General features: G+C 37.2%; 8 protein-coding genes and 1 tRNA gene. 3 read left to right on the forward strand and 6 right to left on the reverse strand.

Going from position 1 to position 17,379, the window contains the following annotated elements:
* Nucleotides 1-40: 40 nt before the first annotated feature.
* Nucleotides 41-1,000: a sugar phosphate isomerase/epimerase family protein gene (locus JWP71_RS16735; protein ID WP_299502348.1), complete on the reverse strand. Its 960-nt coding sequence runs from the start codon at nucleotides 998-1,000 to the stop codon at nucleotides 41-43.
* Nucleotides 1,001-1,107: 107 nt separating this feature from the next.
* Here JWP71_RS16735 and JWP71_RS16740 point away from each other — a divergent pair.
* The 3 genes from JWP71_RS16740 to JWP71_RS16750 all read left to right on the forward strand — a co-directional run bounded on the left by JWP71_RS16740 (nucleotide 1,108) and on the right by JWP71_RS16750 (nucleotide 4,139).
* Nucleotides 1,108-1,181, forward strand: a tRNA-Ile gene (locus JWP71_RS16740).
* Between the two features lie 294 nt (nucleotides 1,182-1,475).
* Entirely contained in the window at nucleotides 1,476-2,705 is a 1,230-nt protein-coding gene (locus JWP71_RS16745) for a site-specific integrase (RefSeq protein ID WP_299502351.1), read from the forward strand.
* 195 nt (nucleotides 2,706-2,900) lie between these two features.
* Nucleotides 2,901-4,139 (forward strand): IS110 family transposase, encoded by a 1,239-nt coding sequence (locus tag JWP71_RS16750; protein ID WP_299502354.1) that lies wholly within the window; start codon nucleotides 2,901-2,903, stop codon nucleotides 4,137-4,139.
* A 135-nt stretch (nucleotides 4,140-4,274) separates the two neighbouring features.
* Here the strand turns inward: JWP71_RS16750 and JWP71_RS16755 are convergent, their stop codons facing one another.
* From JWP71_RS16755 to JWP71_RS16775, 5 genes are all read right to left on the reverse strand, one after another.
* Nucleotides 4,275-5,513: a hypothetical protein gene (locus tag JWP71_RS16755; protein WP_299502357.1), complete on the reverse strand. Its 1,239-nt coding sequence runs from the start codon at nucleotides 5,511-5,513 to the stop codon at nucleotides 4,275-4,277.
* 494 nt (nucleotides 5,514-6,007) lie between these two features.
* Nucleotides 6,008-9,283 (reverse strand): DUF499 domain-containing protein, encoded by a 3,276-nt coding sequence (locus JWP71_RS16760; protein ID WP_299502360.1) that lies wholly within the window; start codon nucleotides 9,281-9,283, stop codon nucleotides 6,008-6,010.
* A gap of 15 nt (nucleotides 9,284-9,298) precedes the next feature.
* The gene (locus JWP71_RS16765) at nucleotides 9,299-12,343 is read right to left on the reverse strand and encodes a DUF1156 domain-containing protein (protein WP_299502362.1); all 3,045 of its coding nucleotides are present in this window, start codon (nucleotides 12,341-12,343) and stop codon (nucleotides 9,299-9,301) included.
* Nucleotides 12,343-15,777 (reverse strand): helicase-related protein, encoded by a 3,435-nt coding sequence (locus JWP71_RS16770; RefSeq protein ID WP_299502364.1) that lies wholly within the window; start codon nucleotides 15,775-15,777, stop codon nucleotides 12,343-12,345. The genes JWP71_RS16765 and JWP71_RS16770 overlap by 1 nt, the downstream gene beginning before the upstream one ends.
* Before the next feature lie 136 nt (nucleotides 15,778-15,913).
* Nucleotides 15,914-17,365: a sigma-54 dependent transcriptional regulator gene (locus JWP71_RS16775; RefSeq protein WP_299502366.1), complete on the reverse strand. Its 1,452-nt coding sequence runs from the start codon at nucleotides 17,363-17,365 to the stop codon at nucleotides 15,914-15,916.
* Nucleotides 17,366-17,379 lie beyond the last annotated feature (14 nt).

The following is a 17,379-nucleotide window of genomic DNA, read 5'->3' on the forward strand; positions in this document are numbered from 1 at the left end:
GCTAACCCTTCTTTAAAGTAGAAGGGTTAGTTTTTATATATTAAATTCCTTCAGTAACCGCTTTCATTTTAGCCAGCCCGGTTTTAGCAACCAGCAACGCGTCCTGCGCGTAATAACTTTGATTAAATACTTCCAGCGATATAATTACCGGTTTCTCCGGGTTTTTAATAATTTGTAATATTTGCTTAAGCGGAGCAATACCATCGCCGGGGTAAACACGGTCAGGTTCTGATATTTTTGCAGGGGCTATGGCCGCCGGATAATCATTAACATGGAATACTTCAATAGCGGTTTTACCCACAAATGGTAAACTATCCAGGCTTGAGCCGCCTTTGTAGATATGGAAGGCATCTAAAAGTACAAGGGCGTTTTTATGCTCACTTTCTGTAGCTACGTATAATACCTGGCTTATTTTTTTTAAGTTTTGTGATGATCCCCACATTTCAATCATTGGTGTAACCCCTGTTTGATTGCCTATTTGTAGAATTGTGCGGTATCTATCGGTAATTACATTCAAGTCTATCAATGGCAATCCAGTGGCGCCGGATGGCGGTGCCGCAATACGGTGACAGCCAATTTGGGCCAACTGCTCCATTTCATGCTGTAACTGGTTTAATGCCGCTTTTCGGGTGGCTTCATCGTCAACCATCCATTTGGCAAAGCCTATGGCATTTTCAATCTTTATGCCTAAACCTTCAATTATCTTTTTGACTTCGGTTGTTGTGCCTCCATTTTTAAGATAGGTTTGAAAAGTATCTATCCATATCTCGACCGAGGTAAAGCCGGCTTTTGCAGCTACTTCCAGTTCTTTAATAAAGCCTAATTTCTGCCCGCGTATGGTGCTCATATTCAGCGAATACTTAAAAGTGAAATTAGACTTTTTAGCAGTTGTCATGGCTGATAATGGTGTGTTTAATAAAGAGGCACCAGTAGCCAAACCTAAAGTTTGTAAAGCTTGCCTGCGATTTAATGATAGGTTGCCCATATTTGGAAAAAGCATGTTTATAAAATGCGGTAAACAAAAATATACTATTTTAATAAAATAAGGCTTTGTAAATTGAAGGTAAAATCGTAAAATTGCAACCTGAAATTTAACAAAGTTTCTGCGCGCCTATAGCTCAGTTGGTTAGAGTAGAAGACTCATAATCTTTTGGTCCCTGGTTCGAGCCCAGGTGGGCGCACAAAGTGGAAATTTCCCACCCCCGAAAACCCTCTAAGTCGCTGATTTAGAGGGTTTTTTCATTTATTATCCCCTCAACAACCGTCAAGAAAGCCAAAGTTCTCGTTACCTATCCGACTACCTGTTTTTAATTTTTAACTTAGGTAACGCAAACCCATTCAATGGATTGACATACAGTTAATTACAGCGATAAAAGTTTGTTTTAAATCAGTCTTTTTAGACGATTCTGTGTTACCTTTTTGTTACCTAAAAACAGGGTGTTTATTGAGCATTTTAAACTTAAAAATTAAATTTTATGCAAACATCACAGTCATTCGGTATCCATTTTACCACGCGCCCGGACAAAGCCAGGGACGGAAAAGAACCAATTTACGCTTGCGTAACCGTAAATAAGCAAAGGGCTTACATTGCGCTCAAACATAATGTCGATCCAAAAAATTGGGATAGCGGTAAGGGAACAGCTAAAGGCAATAAGGATGAAGTTAAATCCATTAACAATTATCTGGGAGAGGTCCGTAACACGATCAGCAATAACTACAAGCAGCTACAACTTAAAGGTAAAATGCTTTCAGCCAAAGCAGTGAAAGATCTGTATTTGGGAGCTGAAGAGGAAGTTTATACCCTCAGCCGTCTTTTTATCTATCATAACGAAACTTCCACTACGGATTTGAAGTGGAGTACCCTTAAACATTATTATGTCACCCAGCGGTATTTGGTGAAGTTTCTGGACGAACAGCATCAATCGTCAGATATTTACCTTCATCAGCTCGATTTTAAATTTGTGAAAGACTTTGAAGTTTACCTACGTAACCATAAACCAAAGGACCACCAAAAGCAGATCAATAACAACGGCGTGATGAAGCACATCATTCGGCTTAAAAAAATGGTCAACCTGGCGATGAACTTGCAATGGATCGATAATGATCCTTTCGCGGCTTATAAGTTGAAGATACAGAAGGTAAACCGGGAACAACTCTCCGAAAAAGAGTTGGCTGATATGGAAAAGAAAGTATTTACCATAGAACGCCTTGATATGGTTAGGGATTTGTTTGTTTTTTGCTGCTATACAGGACTATCCTATGTGGATGTTATCAATTTAACACCCGGCCATATTGTTGCCGGTACTGATGGCGAAAAGTGGATCAGGACATGCCGTGAAAAAACAATGATACCGGTTAATGTGCCACTGTTACCGCAAGCACTAAAAATATTGGATAAATACAAAACCAATATACGATCACTATCCGGCGGTAAAGTTTTCCCGGTAATGTCCAATCAAAAAGTCAATAGCTATTTAAAGGAGATTTCAGAAGTATGTAACATTACTAAAAATGTCACCTTTCACTTGGCCAGGCACACTTTCGCTACTACCATTACACTCTCAAACGGTGTACCCATTGAAACAGTGAGCAAAATGTTAGGGCATACAAAAATTACCACTACGCAGATTTATGCGAAAGTTGTTGAAAGGAAACTGAAGGAGGATATGCAAAATTTGAAATCACGATTGGAAGAAAAACTGTAATTACAGTATTAAATTAGAGAAAATGGTGACATTGATCATCGCTATTATACAAAAGCCTATAATATCTACGGAATTTATTCAACAATAAAAACCCCCATGGAATCGCTCTTTGGGGAGTCTAACCTAAGTATTATGATTTGAAAAACACCCGGGCTCATAAAAATGTAGTACATAGATAATCAACGGAGGATATTTATGAAACAGAGAATTATTGAAGATGTAAACATTATGCCTCAATTGGACAGAGCCTGCGGTCTTGACATGCACAAGGATAAGATCGTTGGCTTTATCTCCGGGAAAGATGGCAGCAACCAGGAGTTCAGGGAATTTGGGACTTACACTTGTGAACTCAAAGAGATCAGAGACTGGTTGCAGGAGAATGATATTCAGCATTGCCTTATGGAAAGCACGGGTATTTATTGGATGAGTTTATACGCTATACTTACTGAAGCCAATATTAAAGTCATTGTGGCGAATCCAGTTCATATCAAGCAGATGCCTAAGCGAAAAACGGATCGAAAAGATGCCAAATGGCTTTGTACATTATTGCTGCACGGATTAGTGCGGCCAAGTTTTATGCCTGATAATACCCAGCGAATAATCAGGGATTATTGCAGAAATCGATTGTTCTATACGTGGCAACTAAACAGAATTAGGAACCGCCTGCTTAAGATATTAGAAAGTAATAACATCAAACTACGCTCTGTAATCAGTTCAATCCATACATTATCTGCTATGGATATGATACGATTATTAGCCAAAGGAGTTACGGATCAGGAACAATTACTTAATTGTGCCCGAGGTAAAGTAAAGTTGAAGAAAGAGCTATTGATCAAAGCGTTGGATGGTACGCTTCAAGGCTATCACCTTACTCAACTACAAATGCTGTTGGAAGATTATGATCATGTTCAAAAACAAGTCGATTTTTTAGATAAATCAATTACTGAAATAATCAGTGAACATTATGCACAGGCATTCGAATGCCTCGATAGCATCAGCGGTATAGGTATTAAATCAGCAGAAATCATTATTAGCGAGGCCGGAAAAGATATGAGCCGTTTTCCAACGGCTGATCATTTTACAGCTTGGTGCGGTATTGCGCCCGGTAACAACGAGAGTGCGGGTAAGAGAAAAAACACATCTATTAAAAAAGGTAACAGCTATTTACGAGTTGCAATTGTTGGCGCAGCGTGGGCTGCTGTTCGCATGAAAGATTCCTATTGGCATGCCTTATTCGATAAGCTACGCAAGCGCATGAAGGCGCAAAAAGCAATTGTAGCTGTTGCAAGAAGATTGCTTAAAGTGGTATATAACACATTAGAAACGCTAACTATTTACATAGAAAAGGGCATAGCTCACTTTGTTGACTTGCAAGCTAAAGCGGCATTATATCATACCGCGAAACTATCATGGCCTCAAAACAATATTGATTAAAAACACTAAAAGGACGGAAAAGGTAATAGAATAAAGAGTCTGAAACCTAAGCTGCCAAAACTGTAGATAGCACCCAGGCTTGTCCTTGAGAACGCAGAGGAAACTTATTTTTTTAACAGTTATTAAGGTAGCCATTTATAGTTTTAAACTATCTTTAATCCAAGTTATGCATTCATTCGCATCAACTATATTCCAGGAATGCGGATGCCGTGTGCCGTCTAAACGATAGCCTTTACCAAGTGCATTAATAAATTTTGCATTAGTATTACCTTGCAGAGTTAATTCGATAATCAATGCGGATTGGTCGGGAGCATTCATGTCATACAAATCGCGTTGCCTGTTCTTCATTGCCCAGTCGATATCGGGGTCTGAATAAATACGAAATGGAACATTATGTAAAAACTTTGCATTGCCACCTTGCTTTTCAGATCGGGAGTAAACAGAATTCTTAATATAGTTAGCAGGATTTTCAGACGGCGTGCCTTTGAAATACTTGCGCATCCCATCCAGATAATATTTGGCTTCATTTACAGCCATTGTGGAAACATTCTTTTCAATTTCTCTTTCGAACTGGCGGTACATATTTGCAAAATCGACAGGTCCGTCCACGCTATAGACGGCAGCAGGAATAATTGCAGTATGATTATGCTCAAAAGCTACCTCAGCATATCTGAGACTGATAATGCCACCGAGCGAATAACCTCCGATCACAAATTTATCTTTTGGTATTTGATACCGCTGTATAGCATCATTAAATACTAAATTCAAAAAATCCGTTACAGGCTCGTCAAGGTATATATGCATATTGGTTGACGGTACAATGACTACCAAGCCTTCCTTCAATGCAAGCTGACTTAGCTTCGCATTATTGTTTAATACGCTTTCAGGCCTTTCCCAAGTGCTGGGCAATAATACTAATGCACCTTTCATTCTTATTTGAGGGGTTAAGGCATAATAGAAAGGGGATTTGTCTGGCAAAAAGTTGTCGAAAATGTGGGTGCTATCATTTATCGCAATCGCATTTCTTTTGAGCAGTTTTATAGATGAGCTATCTAAACCTGTTACTTCTCCGTCAATGAAGTATCCTTTACTGCTTTTTCCTCCATTAAAGCTGAATATCCCGTATCCATTCTGAAGCCCTTTATTCATTTCTCCAGTGTAGCGGGCTACCTCTTTTCCTTCTATAAGCCAAGTTAAAGTACCTTTACCAGAAGCGAACCCTTCTACACAATTACCAGACCAGGTAGCTTTATGAGTCGGGGCATAGGCAACATCCCATATCTTGCAACCATTTTTACTGTCTGCAATGTATTGCTGAGCAAAGATTAAAGTATGGATAAATAGCAGGAGGGAAATAAGTGATAAGCGTTTCATGTGCCTTTTCTAACTGATTGACGAATCTAAGCATAGGCTTTCAGTGTTTAATTAAAACCCTTGTTAAATTAAGTTAAACATAGATCAATTTTATTGCTTCTAATGTTTTTTAGAGGAAACCTTATCACAAATAAGCAAGTAAGAATACCTGCTGATTGAGTTAATCAATATACAAAAAAAAGTTAAAATAAAAACGCAGAAAAAGTAAATTTTCAAAGATCCTTGATATGACTAACGAATTTTTAATTCTCAGAAAAATACACACAATAACAATCAGTAAGGTAAAACGCTTTGTTTAATTAGTCGTGCGATTTGACAGACAAAATGTTCATGACTTATAATCATTTTGAATAAAAAATTAGGATACTACATTTCAGTTAATATCGCCAGGTTCATCCATTTATCAGCAGATTGGATATTTTAACCAAAAATAATTTTCATAAAAACGCCTAAAAAACTCATTTGTCTAATGATGTCTCGACTGTTATCATTAACTAAACGTTTTCCTCCTCAAAGTCTAACCCCAGCTGTTTACTTGCTTCTTTTGCAGATTTATATTGTTGCTTGCTTTCATCCAATAAACTGCCATCGTTTGATTTAATCTTGAATTTTACCTCTATATCAATTTTATTTCCATTCATGGCGAATGGTGTAATAAAATAGTTGAACAGTTCAGTATAGCGTTCCAATGGAACTTTACCGGAAATTGTAATGGATTTGAAATGTTTTATAGCGTCTAATATATTACTCCCGTTTGATTGAACAGGTTGTGTGGCGCCTTCGGGCGGTGACAAAGGATCTGTCTTACCGCCATTCGGATCTTTTATTGGATCTTCGGGCTTTGGTTTTAGGGATTTATCCAGCAACCAGTATGAAATATCAGCAGCGTCAAAAAATGGAACGTTTTCACTTAAATAATATTTACTAAACGTTGTTCCGTCTCCACTTGCAACACAGTAATGCCCTTCATAACAGTATTTGGTAATACTTTTATTGATCGCCTCCAAACCTGTAATCATTGGTTTATCGTCAAACCTAATAAATGCTTCATATATATCTTTGGCTTTTATGGGTTGATCAATGGTTGGTAACAAATTATTATTTCGTAAAACATTCAATCCTACAGATTCCAATAACCACTCTTCCTCTTTTAAGGCACCGATTATATTTTGGTTGACTTGATTCTCAAATGTGTCTTTAAATTGCTTAATTGTCAATAATTCTATTCCGTTTTTAACGGAATACTTGGCTAATACTGAATATGCTGCAGCTAAGGCCCCGATGGCTTGCTTTTCTGCATCTTCCATTCGTTTCCTTACTTCTAACTTTTGATCTTGTTCTAATTGTCCCTGGTATTCAGAATATATTTTTTGGCACGCAAGGTAATCCCTAACATCAGCATTAAGTTTTGAAATGCCAACTTCCGAACATAATAGAAACAACAACGTATTTCGATAAATACGCTCACTGTTCCCTTTCTTTGTAGACAGTTTTTCAATTATAAAACTTGCTTGCTTACTTAATTCTTTTCCACCAAGAAAATACTTAGGACTTAGGATAAGTAATGTAGGTTTTTGTTGTTCGGGAATATCCTCAGATGGATCGATTAAGGTGTTGAAAAGTTGAATGTGTCTTTCCTTTTCCTTGGTTTTTTTAATTATTTCGGCTTCAATACTTTCAATTTTGATATCGGCTTTTGCCTGATTTATGAGAATGTTGATATTGGGTTTGGTATGGAACCAATACCTTTTCCCGTTCCCGCCAGACTGAGCATAGTATAAGTAATAGGCGTCATTTTCTAATTCGTCTAACGACCCATTTATGCTGTTATGGTTAAATCCGCCTGGGGTCAGTAATTGTAATTTTATTTCGGGAACTGATATTCCTTTATTTGATCCTTCATTGCCAAAGGAATTCATTAATATAACCGATGCAATGGACTTGGTAAGATTCCATAGTCCATATTCTTTTTTTTCAACGTCAATTTTAAAGGCATTGGAAGTAGAACCAGCAACGTCAGCGGTAATAACAGCGTCATAACCATTGCCATATAGCCTCTTTAACTGTCCACTCATGGCATCAAGGTTAGCAAAGTTGACTTCACCCGAGTGAATTAGTAAATTGGCACCTGGTAGCGTTTGCTGACGTTTCCACAAATCACTTACTATCGCTGCCAATAAACGTAAAGCGCCCCTTGTACGCTGAAAGTCATGATGACTGGCCCAACGTACTCTAAAAACATCTATCAATTCGGGATGAAACGGATAAGCTTTAAGCAACCGTTGCTTATACTCCATTTTATTAGCATTGCTCGGCAATTCGGTCCATGAACTTTGATACAGCTCTAAATATTTTGACGATACTGCCTCTATCATTTGTGGACTGCCTATATCTTCAAATAGTCGCCGTCTTATAACCTCATATATTTCATCATCAGCAACGGGTTGTGTATCGGCACCAACCCGACTAACACGTTTCTGAAGACTATTTAAAATTGATTGTGCTTCCGCCGTATTACCGACTTCTTGCGGGCTTGCAGGTAACGTAATTACGGCAACGCAATTGTTTGTTGCAGCTATGGCTTCTGTAAGTTCCTGAACAAAACTTATTGTTTGATCGGCCAAACTACTATTACCCGTCATCTTTGCAGAAGCTTTAACGCAATAGTCCGCAAGCTCATCTATTAAAATTAAAGCTGGAGTACATTGTTGTAATACTTTCTTAAACAAGCCGGCGGGGGCAATTAATTGTTCGTCGTTTTTACGAATTATTTCATAGGCCTTTGGTCCACCTAATTGATAAGCCAGTTCTCCCCAAATGGTTTGAATATGCAAATTTTCTGCGGTAGTTCTTCCGTTTGCCGGGTCATTTGTGGTGTTCGTAAATACAGCAATTCTCGCTGTATCAAACGTAGGATTGCCGGTATATGCTAATAATTCCTGCGTATATTGTGACTGAATGGATTGCTTACCCCATTTGCATAAATGGTATAAAGAAATTAAAGTGTGTGTTTTACCACCACCAAAACCTGTTTGTAGCGATATTATACGATTTTCCGCATCTTCATTACCGTTTAAACCATTGATAACAGTTTTTGCAATACTTTTTAACCCAGCGGTAAAGAAGGTTTTTGAAAAGAACACAACTGGATTGTTATATATTTCCCGTCCGGTATTTAAAGCAACTTCAGCGAGATTAGCAGCAAATACTGATTCATCCAATCGTCCCTGGCGAATATCCATATGTGGAGTTACGACTCTAAACCAAGGCTGTAAATCGCCCGATTGTTGAATTGGTGCTATGGGGTGTTGTATTGTTGCTTTTAATTCCTGCAACCCCGCTAACTCCGTCTCAAGCTCATCCATGTTTAGCGATTTTGCAATGCTTTTCATTTGGATGAACGTTTCAACGAATTCATCTACGGAAATTGCCTGAAAATGGGCCAATTTATTCCTTGTATCATATATAGTTTCTAATCTCGTAGCCAGTTTATTAACGTCCTTTCCAAAATCTACTTTTAATAGATCTTTGTATCTTAACGAAAAGGCTTTTAAATAAGGGTAATCAATAAGTGTTTCTGGCGACGAACCCGCTTTCAATCCCAAATTCCAACTGTCTTTCTGACCTGGGTATAACGCCTCTACAAACAATGCTGGCCATTTATCATCAGCCTCCTGTTGTAAAACACTCACAACGTACGGTCGAAATGCTTCAATGAACAAGCCAAATGCTTTGAATAAATTATCTTGTTGGTGTTGTGCTATTGCCATTATATTTTTTTATAGTTATAATTCGAGGGCTGTTTGCTCTGAATTATCCTTAATCACTGTTTTACTTTCCCTTATTAGACTTTCCTTATTAGCCTGTAGACCAAGTGCTTGTTCGTAATCTTGTGTATCTGTTGGTAGAATTTCGCAAAGCGAAGTTATAACTCGCCAAAAACTATCATCTGCATTAGGGGCTACATTACTGATATATTGCAGTAAAAGTTGCCTATTTGCACTCTTATACAAAGCCATCCCTCTATGAACTTTGTCGATTAAGATGCTTTTTGTTTGTTCACCAAGTTTAGTATTTATAACTAAACGAGCTGCAAATCCTCCTAAAGCTTGTTTATTGAATTTCTTAATTAGGATATGGGAAGAGAATAAATCCTGAACATCGATACTTAAGCCAATCCTACTAAACTTTGCGGCATCGTCAAAGTCAGTTTCCATAAAACCATAAAGTTGTAACCAACCAATATAAAACTTAGTAAATTCATCTCCTTCGAAACCTTTAAGCAAAGCATTAAACGCGCTTTCTCGTGCCATTTCTAATAATTCTGCAACAGTTACTTCGCTTCCATCTGCTTTTTCGACCTTTTCGTATTTACCAAATTCGCTAACTGCTTGGCCAAAGCAGGCGGTTAATAAATCTGCACCTCTAAAACCTAAGTGATATAATTCATCAACCTCTTTGGCTACCGTTTTTTCTATCGCTTTTTTTACTTGTTTATATTCACCATACCCTTCTCGGATCATTGGACGACACGATACAGTAACTGACGATTGCAAGGCAGCGTTGTCCATAGCGACCATCCTGGCACCCATTTCTGTATCAATAGCCCAACTTCCGGTAATATTCATTCTTGAGTCTAATATAGAATTACATAACGTTGTCCATGCTTCTGTACTTTGGTGAGCAAACATAATACTGACGATATTCTTAGTTTGCTTCTCAATCGCCGAAAATATCTCTAATAGTTTTTTTTCAAAATGATGTTTGGCTTCCCCCATATTTCCATTATGATGATGTTTCAATGCAGTGCATTCATCCGTTTTGGGAGTTTGCGGAACCGCAAAATTTAAATAAAAAACATCTCCAATCATTTTTTTTAACCAAGTGTAGAAAAAGTCAGACAGGTCAGCATAAGCAATTGCATCGTAATAAGGCGGATCGGTTACAACACAATCTAAAAATTTGGGAGGAAACTGAGATTCATCTCCACTTGTTGCATTTTTCAAAGTTGTTTCAAACGGATGGTTACATTCACTTTCAATATACCTTGTAATCCAATCTAACTGATTTAGTGCACTTCCTGTAGAATTAGAAAATGGATTAGATTCAGGAAAATCAAGCATGAAAGGAATCGCTTGGCGACTAAAAGGTGTTTCTAATTTTTCTCCTGCTACATGCCATCGCCCAAACGCTGTATTAACGGCAGCTATTCTGTCAATAAAGATTGCCAAATATGTCAAAATCGCTTCATGATAAAGTGAATTCTCAAATATATTAATCTTGTAAATTGCTAATTTAGAAACTAAGGTGTTCATGAGCATTAATTGTCTTTCTGTAAACATATCTGCCCATTCTTCAACCCCCCAGCCCATACAATGTAAATCTCTGTTATTCCCGATTGGCATTTTACCTATGGGACGGTCAATGTTTGTTGGCAATTCATTTAATATGTCAATCTCCGCCGTTGTGGGTAGCCGATAATTTTTTGAATTATTACCTTCTTCAATAACTGCAATTAAGACTTTTTTAGGCTCTTTAGCATTAAATTGCCTTTTTAATTCACCAATACTTGTTATATTACCGCATACTGGACATTTTAAATTCTTTCTTTGAATCCATGTTTCGGCATCATATTTCCCATATTTAATATCGAAAGAAATATTCTTTTCATTTATTATGGGGTTTAAATAGACTTTTTTATCAGGTTTATTGACTAAATAAAATTGCTTAATCAGGGGAACCTTGGCTTTGCAGGATGGGTTGGAACACGTGCCTTGGTAAGCCCAATAATAAGCAACCGGCTTTTTTCCTTTTTCGTTTGCTGGATAAAATGATCCTATTTCCTTTTCAGCAAAACTCAGTAACTGTCTAGCGTAAAATGCAACATCAAATGATAATCTATTTGAGATTTTTATAGCTACTGCTTCGCCATCGATTATAATCTTGGAAATTTGTTCTTGACGGTTCCATTCATATTCTCCATAAAGTTTTACGAATTCAGTCTTAGTGTAAATAATTGGTTTCCCAAATTTCTGTGGATATGATAAACTCCCTTTTTGAATAATATGCGCAACAGGGTTTATATCATTACCGAAACTTCGACACCCTAATCGTGCAGCTTCTAATGGGATAGCACCGCCACCAGCGAACGGATCGAAAACTTTTGGCATTCTATCTAAAAAGGCGTCTATTACCTTCTGCAACTCAATTTCCTTTTCTTTAACTTCTTGACTTTCTAAATGTCTATTTGTTAAGCTATATAATCGATATTCAGCAGTTTTTATTGCTTTGTTTAATTCGTCAAATTCAGACAATAATACAGCGCAAGATTTATTAGTATTTGCGTTGTGTGATACCCATATTAACTTACGTGCTTTTTCAAGTATGACTTCATTATCCTTATTATCCCATTTAATTAGACTTGCATCATTTAATTTATCCTTTGAAAGCGTTTTCTCTCCCAATAATGTATACTTATCTGAAAATTTTCCTATGAACATCAATAACCTATTACGATAATTATCGTCCATTTTGTCAATCGATGCGGTATAAGGTATATTTATGTAAGGTTTATAAGGATCCCCTAAATTGTTTTCTTTTCCTAATAAGATACCAACTGCATCTATAAATGCTGTTGGACAATTATCATCTAAAGGGTCTGGTACCAAACTTGCAAACACTACAGCACGACAAACAGGTAGAGGTCTCCTGGCCCACCAAATGTGTAAAGTGGAAATATGGCCATGCCTAATAGATTTATCTCTCACACTTTCAGCCGATATTTCTTTTATCGGCATTGCTACTTCTATGAGTTTTTTTGGTTGCCCCATTAATTTATTACTTTATTTTCCCATTCTGCCATAGGCAAAAAGTATTGTATTCCCTTTGTTTTTAATTCAAAATTCAATTGTTTTGCAGGGTTTTGAATTCGATAAATTTCGGGAGTACTTTTACAATTCATTATTATATATAACCAGGCCGCATCGCCCAATTGAGCTAAACGGTTCATTTCATTTTCACTCAACATTACACTTCCATCAGCTCCGCTTCTTCCTTTTACTTCAATATATCGCTTTAAATTTTCGGGACTAATGCTCCTAATATCATAGCCTTCATTGTTTGCAGAAACGTCTTGTGGCTTCCACCCTTGTTCTTTTTCAAATTCCATCGCTTTTTGCATAGCAATGGCTTCAGCTTCGTCATCACGGCTCATGCCGTAATGGCCCAGATATTCAATTTTTGACAAAGGTACAACATATGCACAACCCAATATCTCAGGTTCCTTTGGACTTAATTGCTCCATCAGCGCTAAACTTTCTAACCTGAGTGTCTTTTTCTCAATCTTATCGTCAATGTGTTTCTGCAATTTAGAAATCTTTTCCTGCACCTTAATATCGCCTATAAGGATCTTACCCTGTAGCTCCTGCATTTGCTTTTGCAAATCCAATATCACTTGGGTAAAAGCCGACTCCAAATATTTTTTACGATCAGTCGAGTCTTTTTTTACGTGCGCTTTAGTATCTTCAAATTGCTGAATGGTTATATTCTCGAAGCTCCACTGCACTACATTGTTGTTGTTTACCACTTCAGGCAATTCAATAGGCTTGGTAAAATCAGCCGGGGCATGTAAGTCGATAAATTTCGCAGGAGATGTTACATGAAATGAACCATCCCTTGTTTGAAAGACCATTACTAACCGTTCGTCGGCAATACTATCTTCTTTCTTACTCTCCCTATTGTCAACAATTTGAGATTTCACAAAGAAAGCAAAGTAAGCTTCGGAGTCATCCGGAGAAATCAGTATAGTTCCTTTCAACATATCCTCACGGTATTGATGGCGAACTACTTTTATTAAGCTATCAAAAACGGGGTTACCCGGGTTTATATAATGAACCTTCCCCAAATCGCCAACATTCTGATAATCTAAAAAAACCTGTTTGTCAAAGCAGAATTGAATTTGTCTTAAGTTATCTGCATATATCGTATAATCCTTCCGCAAGGTTGCTGATATTAAATCCGGTAATTTGTCAATTCGGTAAATGGATGGTCTTAATTCTGTAAAATCACCACCTATATGCTTAAATGCTTTTTCAAAAAACAACCGAATGTAAATTGGCTGAAGCCGTTTTTCATCCGAATTCTCTTTGAGGATACGAGCATCCTTGTAATCAACAACGCTGTGCGCTAATTTCTCCTTTTGTTCCTTTATTTTTTCAGAGAACTTAAGTTTTAAGATTTCATTATCCTGCGCCAAAAATTCATCCAAAGCAGATTCTTTTCCATTGAAAACCGAGTTGATAACAGCATCAAGGCTAACATTTTCTAAAACGTCCTGTATTACGTCATAAACCCTGTCATCACCCATTCCTTCCCGAATAATGTCCAATTTGGTGAGCAGCCTTTCTAACACTTTCCCCTCCTTAGTATTGCTAGCCACCATATTAAACACCAACACATCCGCTTTCTGGCCATACCTATGAATACGTCCCATACGTTGCTCTAAACGGTTAGGGTTCCAGGGTATGTCCCAATTAATTAACAGGCGGCAAAACTGCAGATTTATACCTTCACCAGCGGCATCAGTGGCAATCAAAATTTGCGTATCGGGTTTAGCAAAATCAGCCTGTGCTTTTCTGCGTTCATCAACTTGCTTGCCGCCATGAATGGTAGCCACGTTGTAGCCTCCACTTTTGCTTAATCTGTCTTCAAGGTAAATTAATGTATCCTTATGTTCAGTGAATATTACAAGTTTCTCCCCGTGTTCTAACACACCGTTTGATTTTAACAAATCCTGTAATTGCTGAAATTTCTTTTCTTCCTGTTTGCGATTATAAAGTATTTCGGCCATTTCGAACAGCCTCTTAACTTCTCTCGCTTCCTGGTGAAGTTCTTGAGGATTTTTGGCAGTAGTGAATAATCTGAATTTTTTAGGGTCAGATAAGATCCCTTCTAATGCCTCTCTTTCATCATCTTCTAAATCTTCAAAATCATCAATATCGTTTATTTGATTAAAAGCAGCATCCATTTTATGCCGCTGGCTCCAAAGATTTGGATTTAAAGCTAAGTCATCCACAATACTTTGCAATGCTTTCCACCTTCTTTCCAACGTGTTTTTTATAGCATAAATGGAGCTTACTAATCGACGTTGCATTACCGTGAGTGCCAATGAAACGTGGATGTTTTTGGATTCGGAAGCTTCTTCCTTTTTTGTAGTCAGATATTTAGTTACGGCATCATACAAATCTTTTTCTTCAGGGGTTAGTTGGTAGGCTACTGTTTTTGTAAAGCGTTCTTTAAATAATGGCATTCCTTTCCAATCCTTCATATCTTCCTTTAAACGGCGTATAAAGAACTTATTGATACCATTATGTTCAAACTCCTTAATTCTGGTCGATGCAATTTCATCAGTCGCAAAAATATCTGGATCTAAAAGTTGAAGGAGTTTTTTAAATGTATCGGCGCGGCCACGGTGCGGAGTCGCGGTTAGCAATAAAATATGCTCGCATTGTTGTGATAATACTTCAGCGGCCTTATAACGTTGAGACAAATATTGCTTTGCGCCATAATCATAAGCAGAAAGCTTATGACACTCGTCAAATACGATCAAATCCCAGTGGTTGTTACTTGCAGTATTTAAAACATCCTCCCTTGAAATAAAATCGATCGATGTAACTATTCTTTTTTCAGATTGAAAAACATTAGGATCAGAAGCGAAGCGCGCGCGATTTACAAGCGTAAAATTAATATTGAACTTTACGCCCATTTCGTCCTCTTGCCATTGTTTAGTTAAACCACCTGGAGTTATTATTAATATCCTCTCAGATAGTCCACGCATCATTAGCTCTTTTATTAACAAGCCGGTCATGATTGTTTTACCAGCACCCGTATCATCTGCTAAAAGGAACCGAATTTTTGGCAAGGGTAATAAAAACTTGTAAACAGCTTCAACCTGGTGAGGGAGCGGGTCCACAATGCTACAATTAACTGCAAATAACGGGTCAAATTGGTAAGCTGAATTAATACGCTCGGCCTCTGCAAACAAAGCAAACTTATTGGGATCTCCTTTAAAATTGAAAGTACCTTCTTCTGTAAGTATTTCTAACCGGTCAAAATCCTCAATAGAAATAACTTTTGAATTAGCGCGATTAGAATTTACACCTGTAAATTTCAGGGAGACCATATTTCCCAATGGTTGAATTCTATCTACAGTTACAGCTTCAGATGGAATTAGGTTCTTTACAATTTGACCAGCTTTTATAGGCATAGGGTAATCGAAATATTAGGGATTGAATTAATCGTCTAATATAGTATAAGCCAACGGAACAAATGGGAGAATCTTGAAAGTTTTTGTTTTCATTTTAATGATAAAAGATGCCGTAACGATACACAAAATCCTTAGATTAGTTTAGCACCTTTTTAACTTCAAGACCATACTCCTTGATCTTGTTTCTCAGTGTATTAATAGAACCGTAACCGAGAACTTTAGACGCTTGATTTTGATTTCCTTTAGCAATTATTAATACTTTCGCGATAAGCTCTTTTTCAACGTCCATCCATTTCATGGAATTTTGCGAATCGGGTTTCAAAATCCGCTCTGGCAAATCATTAATTGAAACATCTCTTTCAAAAAAAACATATAGCTGTTCTATTAAATTTTCCAATTCCCGTATATTTCCAGGAAAATTATATAATAACAAGGCCTTACGAGCTTCCTTTGATAGCTGTATCTGATGATCCCTTTTAAAAAGTGATTTTTTGGATTTTATAAAATATTCGATCAATTGTAACTTGTCATCAAGTCCTCTTTCATTTAAAGATGGGAGGCTAAGTTCGGTAACTGTAAGCCTATAATAAAGGTCCCATCTAAAATGACCTTGACGACACATTTCTGCTAAATTTTTATTGGTAGCAGCGATAATTCGCACGTTAATTTTAACAGGCTTGTTAAACCCTAAGGGTAATATTTCCTGCTCCTGAAGAACGCGAAGTAAGCTTTGTTGCATATAGGTTGATATATCTCCGATTTCATCCAAGAAAATTGTACCACTGTCGGCTTCCTCAAATAATCCTTTTTGATCCTTATCTGCACCGGTAAATGCATTTTTCTTAAACCCAAACAACCTTGCCTCTAATAGATTCTCATTAAAAGCGGAACAATTAACAGCGATAAAGCTATTGTTGTGCCTGATGGAGTTATCGTGTATATATTTGGAAAGATGCTCTTTACCAGTACCGCTATCTCCTATTATAAGTGTTGTTACTTTATCTGTTTGGGCTATTTTTAGCGCTTTGTCATAAGCCGGTTTAATACCGTCGCTTATCAAATATGAACTGTCGGTCTTTGCAGCATTTGAAATATTTTGCTCACGAATTATGGCTGTAACAGGTACAGTTGAAAACGATGTAGATATTTCTAAAAATTCTGGCTGTTTTGACTTTGAGAATCGCGCAGGTCTAGATTGGATTAACTTCGTTTTTAACCCTAAAGTTGTGTGGCAAATATACCATGATACCTGCATTGCCGAGGTGCCGGGTGAAAAAAAGATATCAATTTCATCGTCCTGAAGATTGAGTAATACTTTTTCTACTTTGGTTTTTATCAAATTAATATCTATTACGTCCTTCACGTCCATGTATTTAATCTCTAAATGACCTTGGCGAGACGGGAATTCTAACAACAAGGCATTAAGTAATTTTTCAGCCATCAAATTGCTTTCGGCTGCAGTACTTAATATAATGTGTTTGTCGTAATTATAATTATATCGGTGATAATTAAAAGTTGGCCCATCCAATAAAACTTCACTGTTAGTAAAGTCGTTGTTAAAGGCAAGCCAAGATATTAATATTCTCATATCATTATTTGATA

Source organism: Mucilaginibacter sp., from assembly GCF_028287845.1.
Taxonomy (GTDB): Bacteria; Bacteroidota; Bacteroidia; order Sphingobacteriales; family Sphingobacteriaceae; genus Mucilaginibacter.

Coding starts and splice junctions, on each gene's coding strand:
- JWP71_RS16735 (WP_299502348.1), bottom strand. CDS start 1,000: ATGCTTTTTCCAAATATGGGCAACCTATCATTAAATCGCAGGCAAGCT.
- JWP71_RS16745 (WP_299502351.1), top strand. CDS start 1,476: ATGCAAACATCACAGTCATTCGGTATCCATTTTACCACGCGCCCGGAC.
- JWP71_RS16750 (WP_299502354.1), top strand. CDS start 2,901: ATGAAACAGAGAATTATTGAAGATGTAAACATTATGCCTCAATTGGAC.
- JWP71_RS16755 (WP_299502357.1), bottom strand. CDS start 5,513: ATGAAACGCTTATCACTTATTTCCCTCCTGCTATTTATCCATACTTTA.
- JWP71_RS16760 (WP_299502360.1), bottom strand. CDS start 9,283: ATGGCAATAGCACAACACCAACAAGATAATTTATTCAAAGCATTTGGC.
- JWP71_RS16765 (WP_299502362.1), bottom strand. CDS start 12,343: ATGGGGCAACCAAAAAAACTCATAGAAGTAGCAATGCCGATAAAAGAA.
- JWP71_RS16770 (WP_299502364.1), bottom strand. CDS start 15,777: ATGCCTATAAAAGCTGGTCAAATTGTAAAGAACCTAATTCCATCTGAA.
- JWP71_RS16775 (WP_299502366.1), bottom strand. CDS start 17,365: ATGAGAATATTAATATCTTGGCTTGCCTTTAACAACGACTTTACTAAC.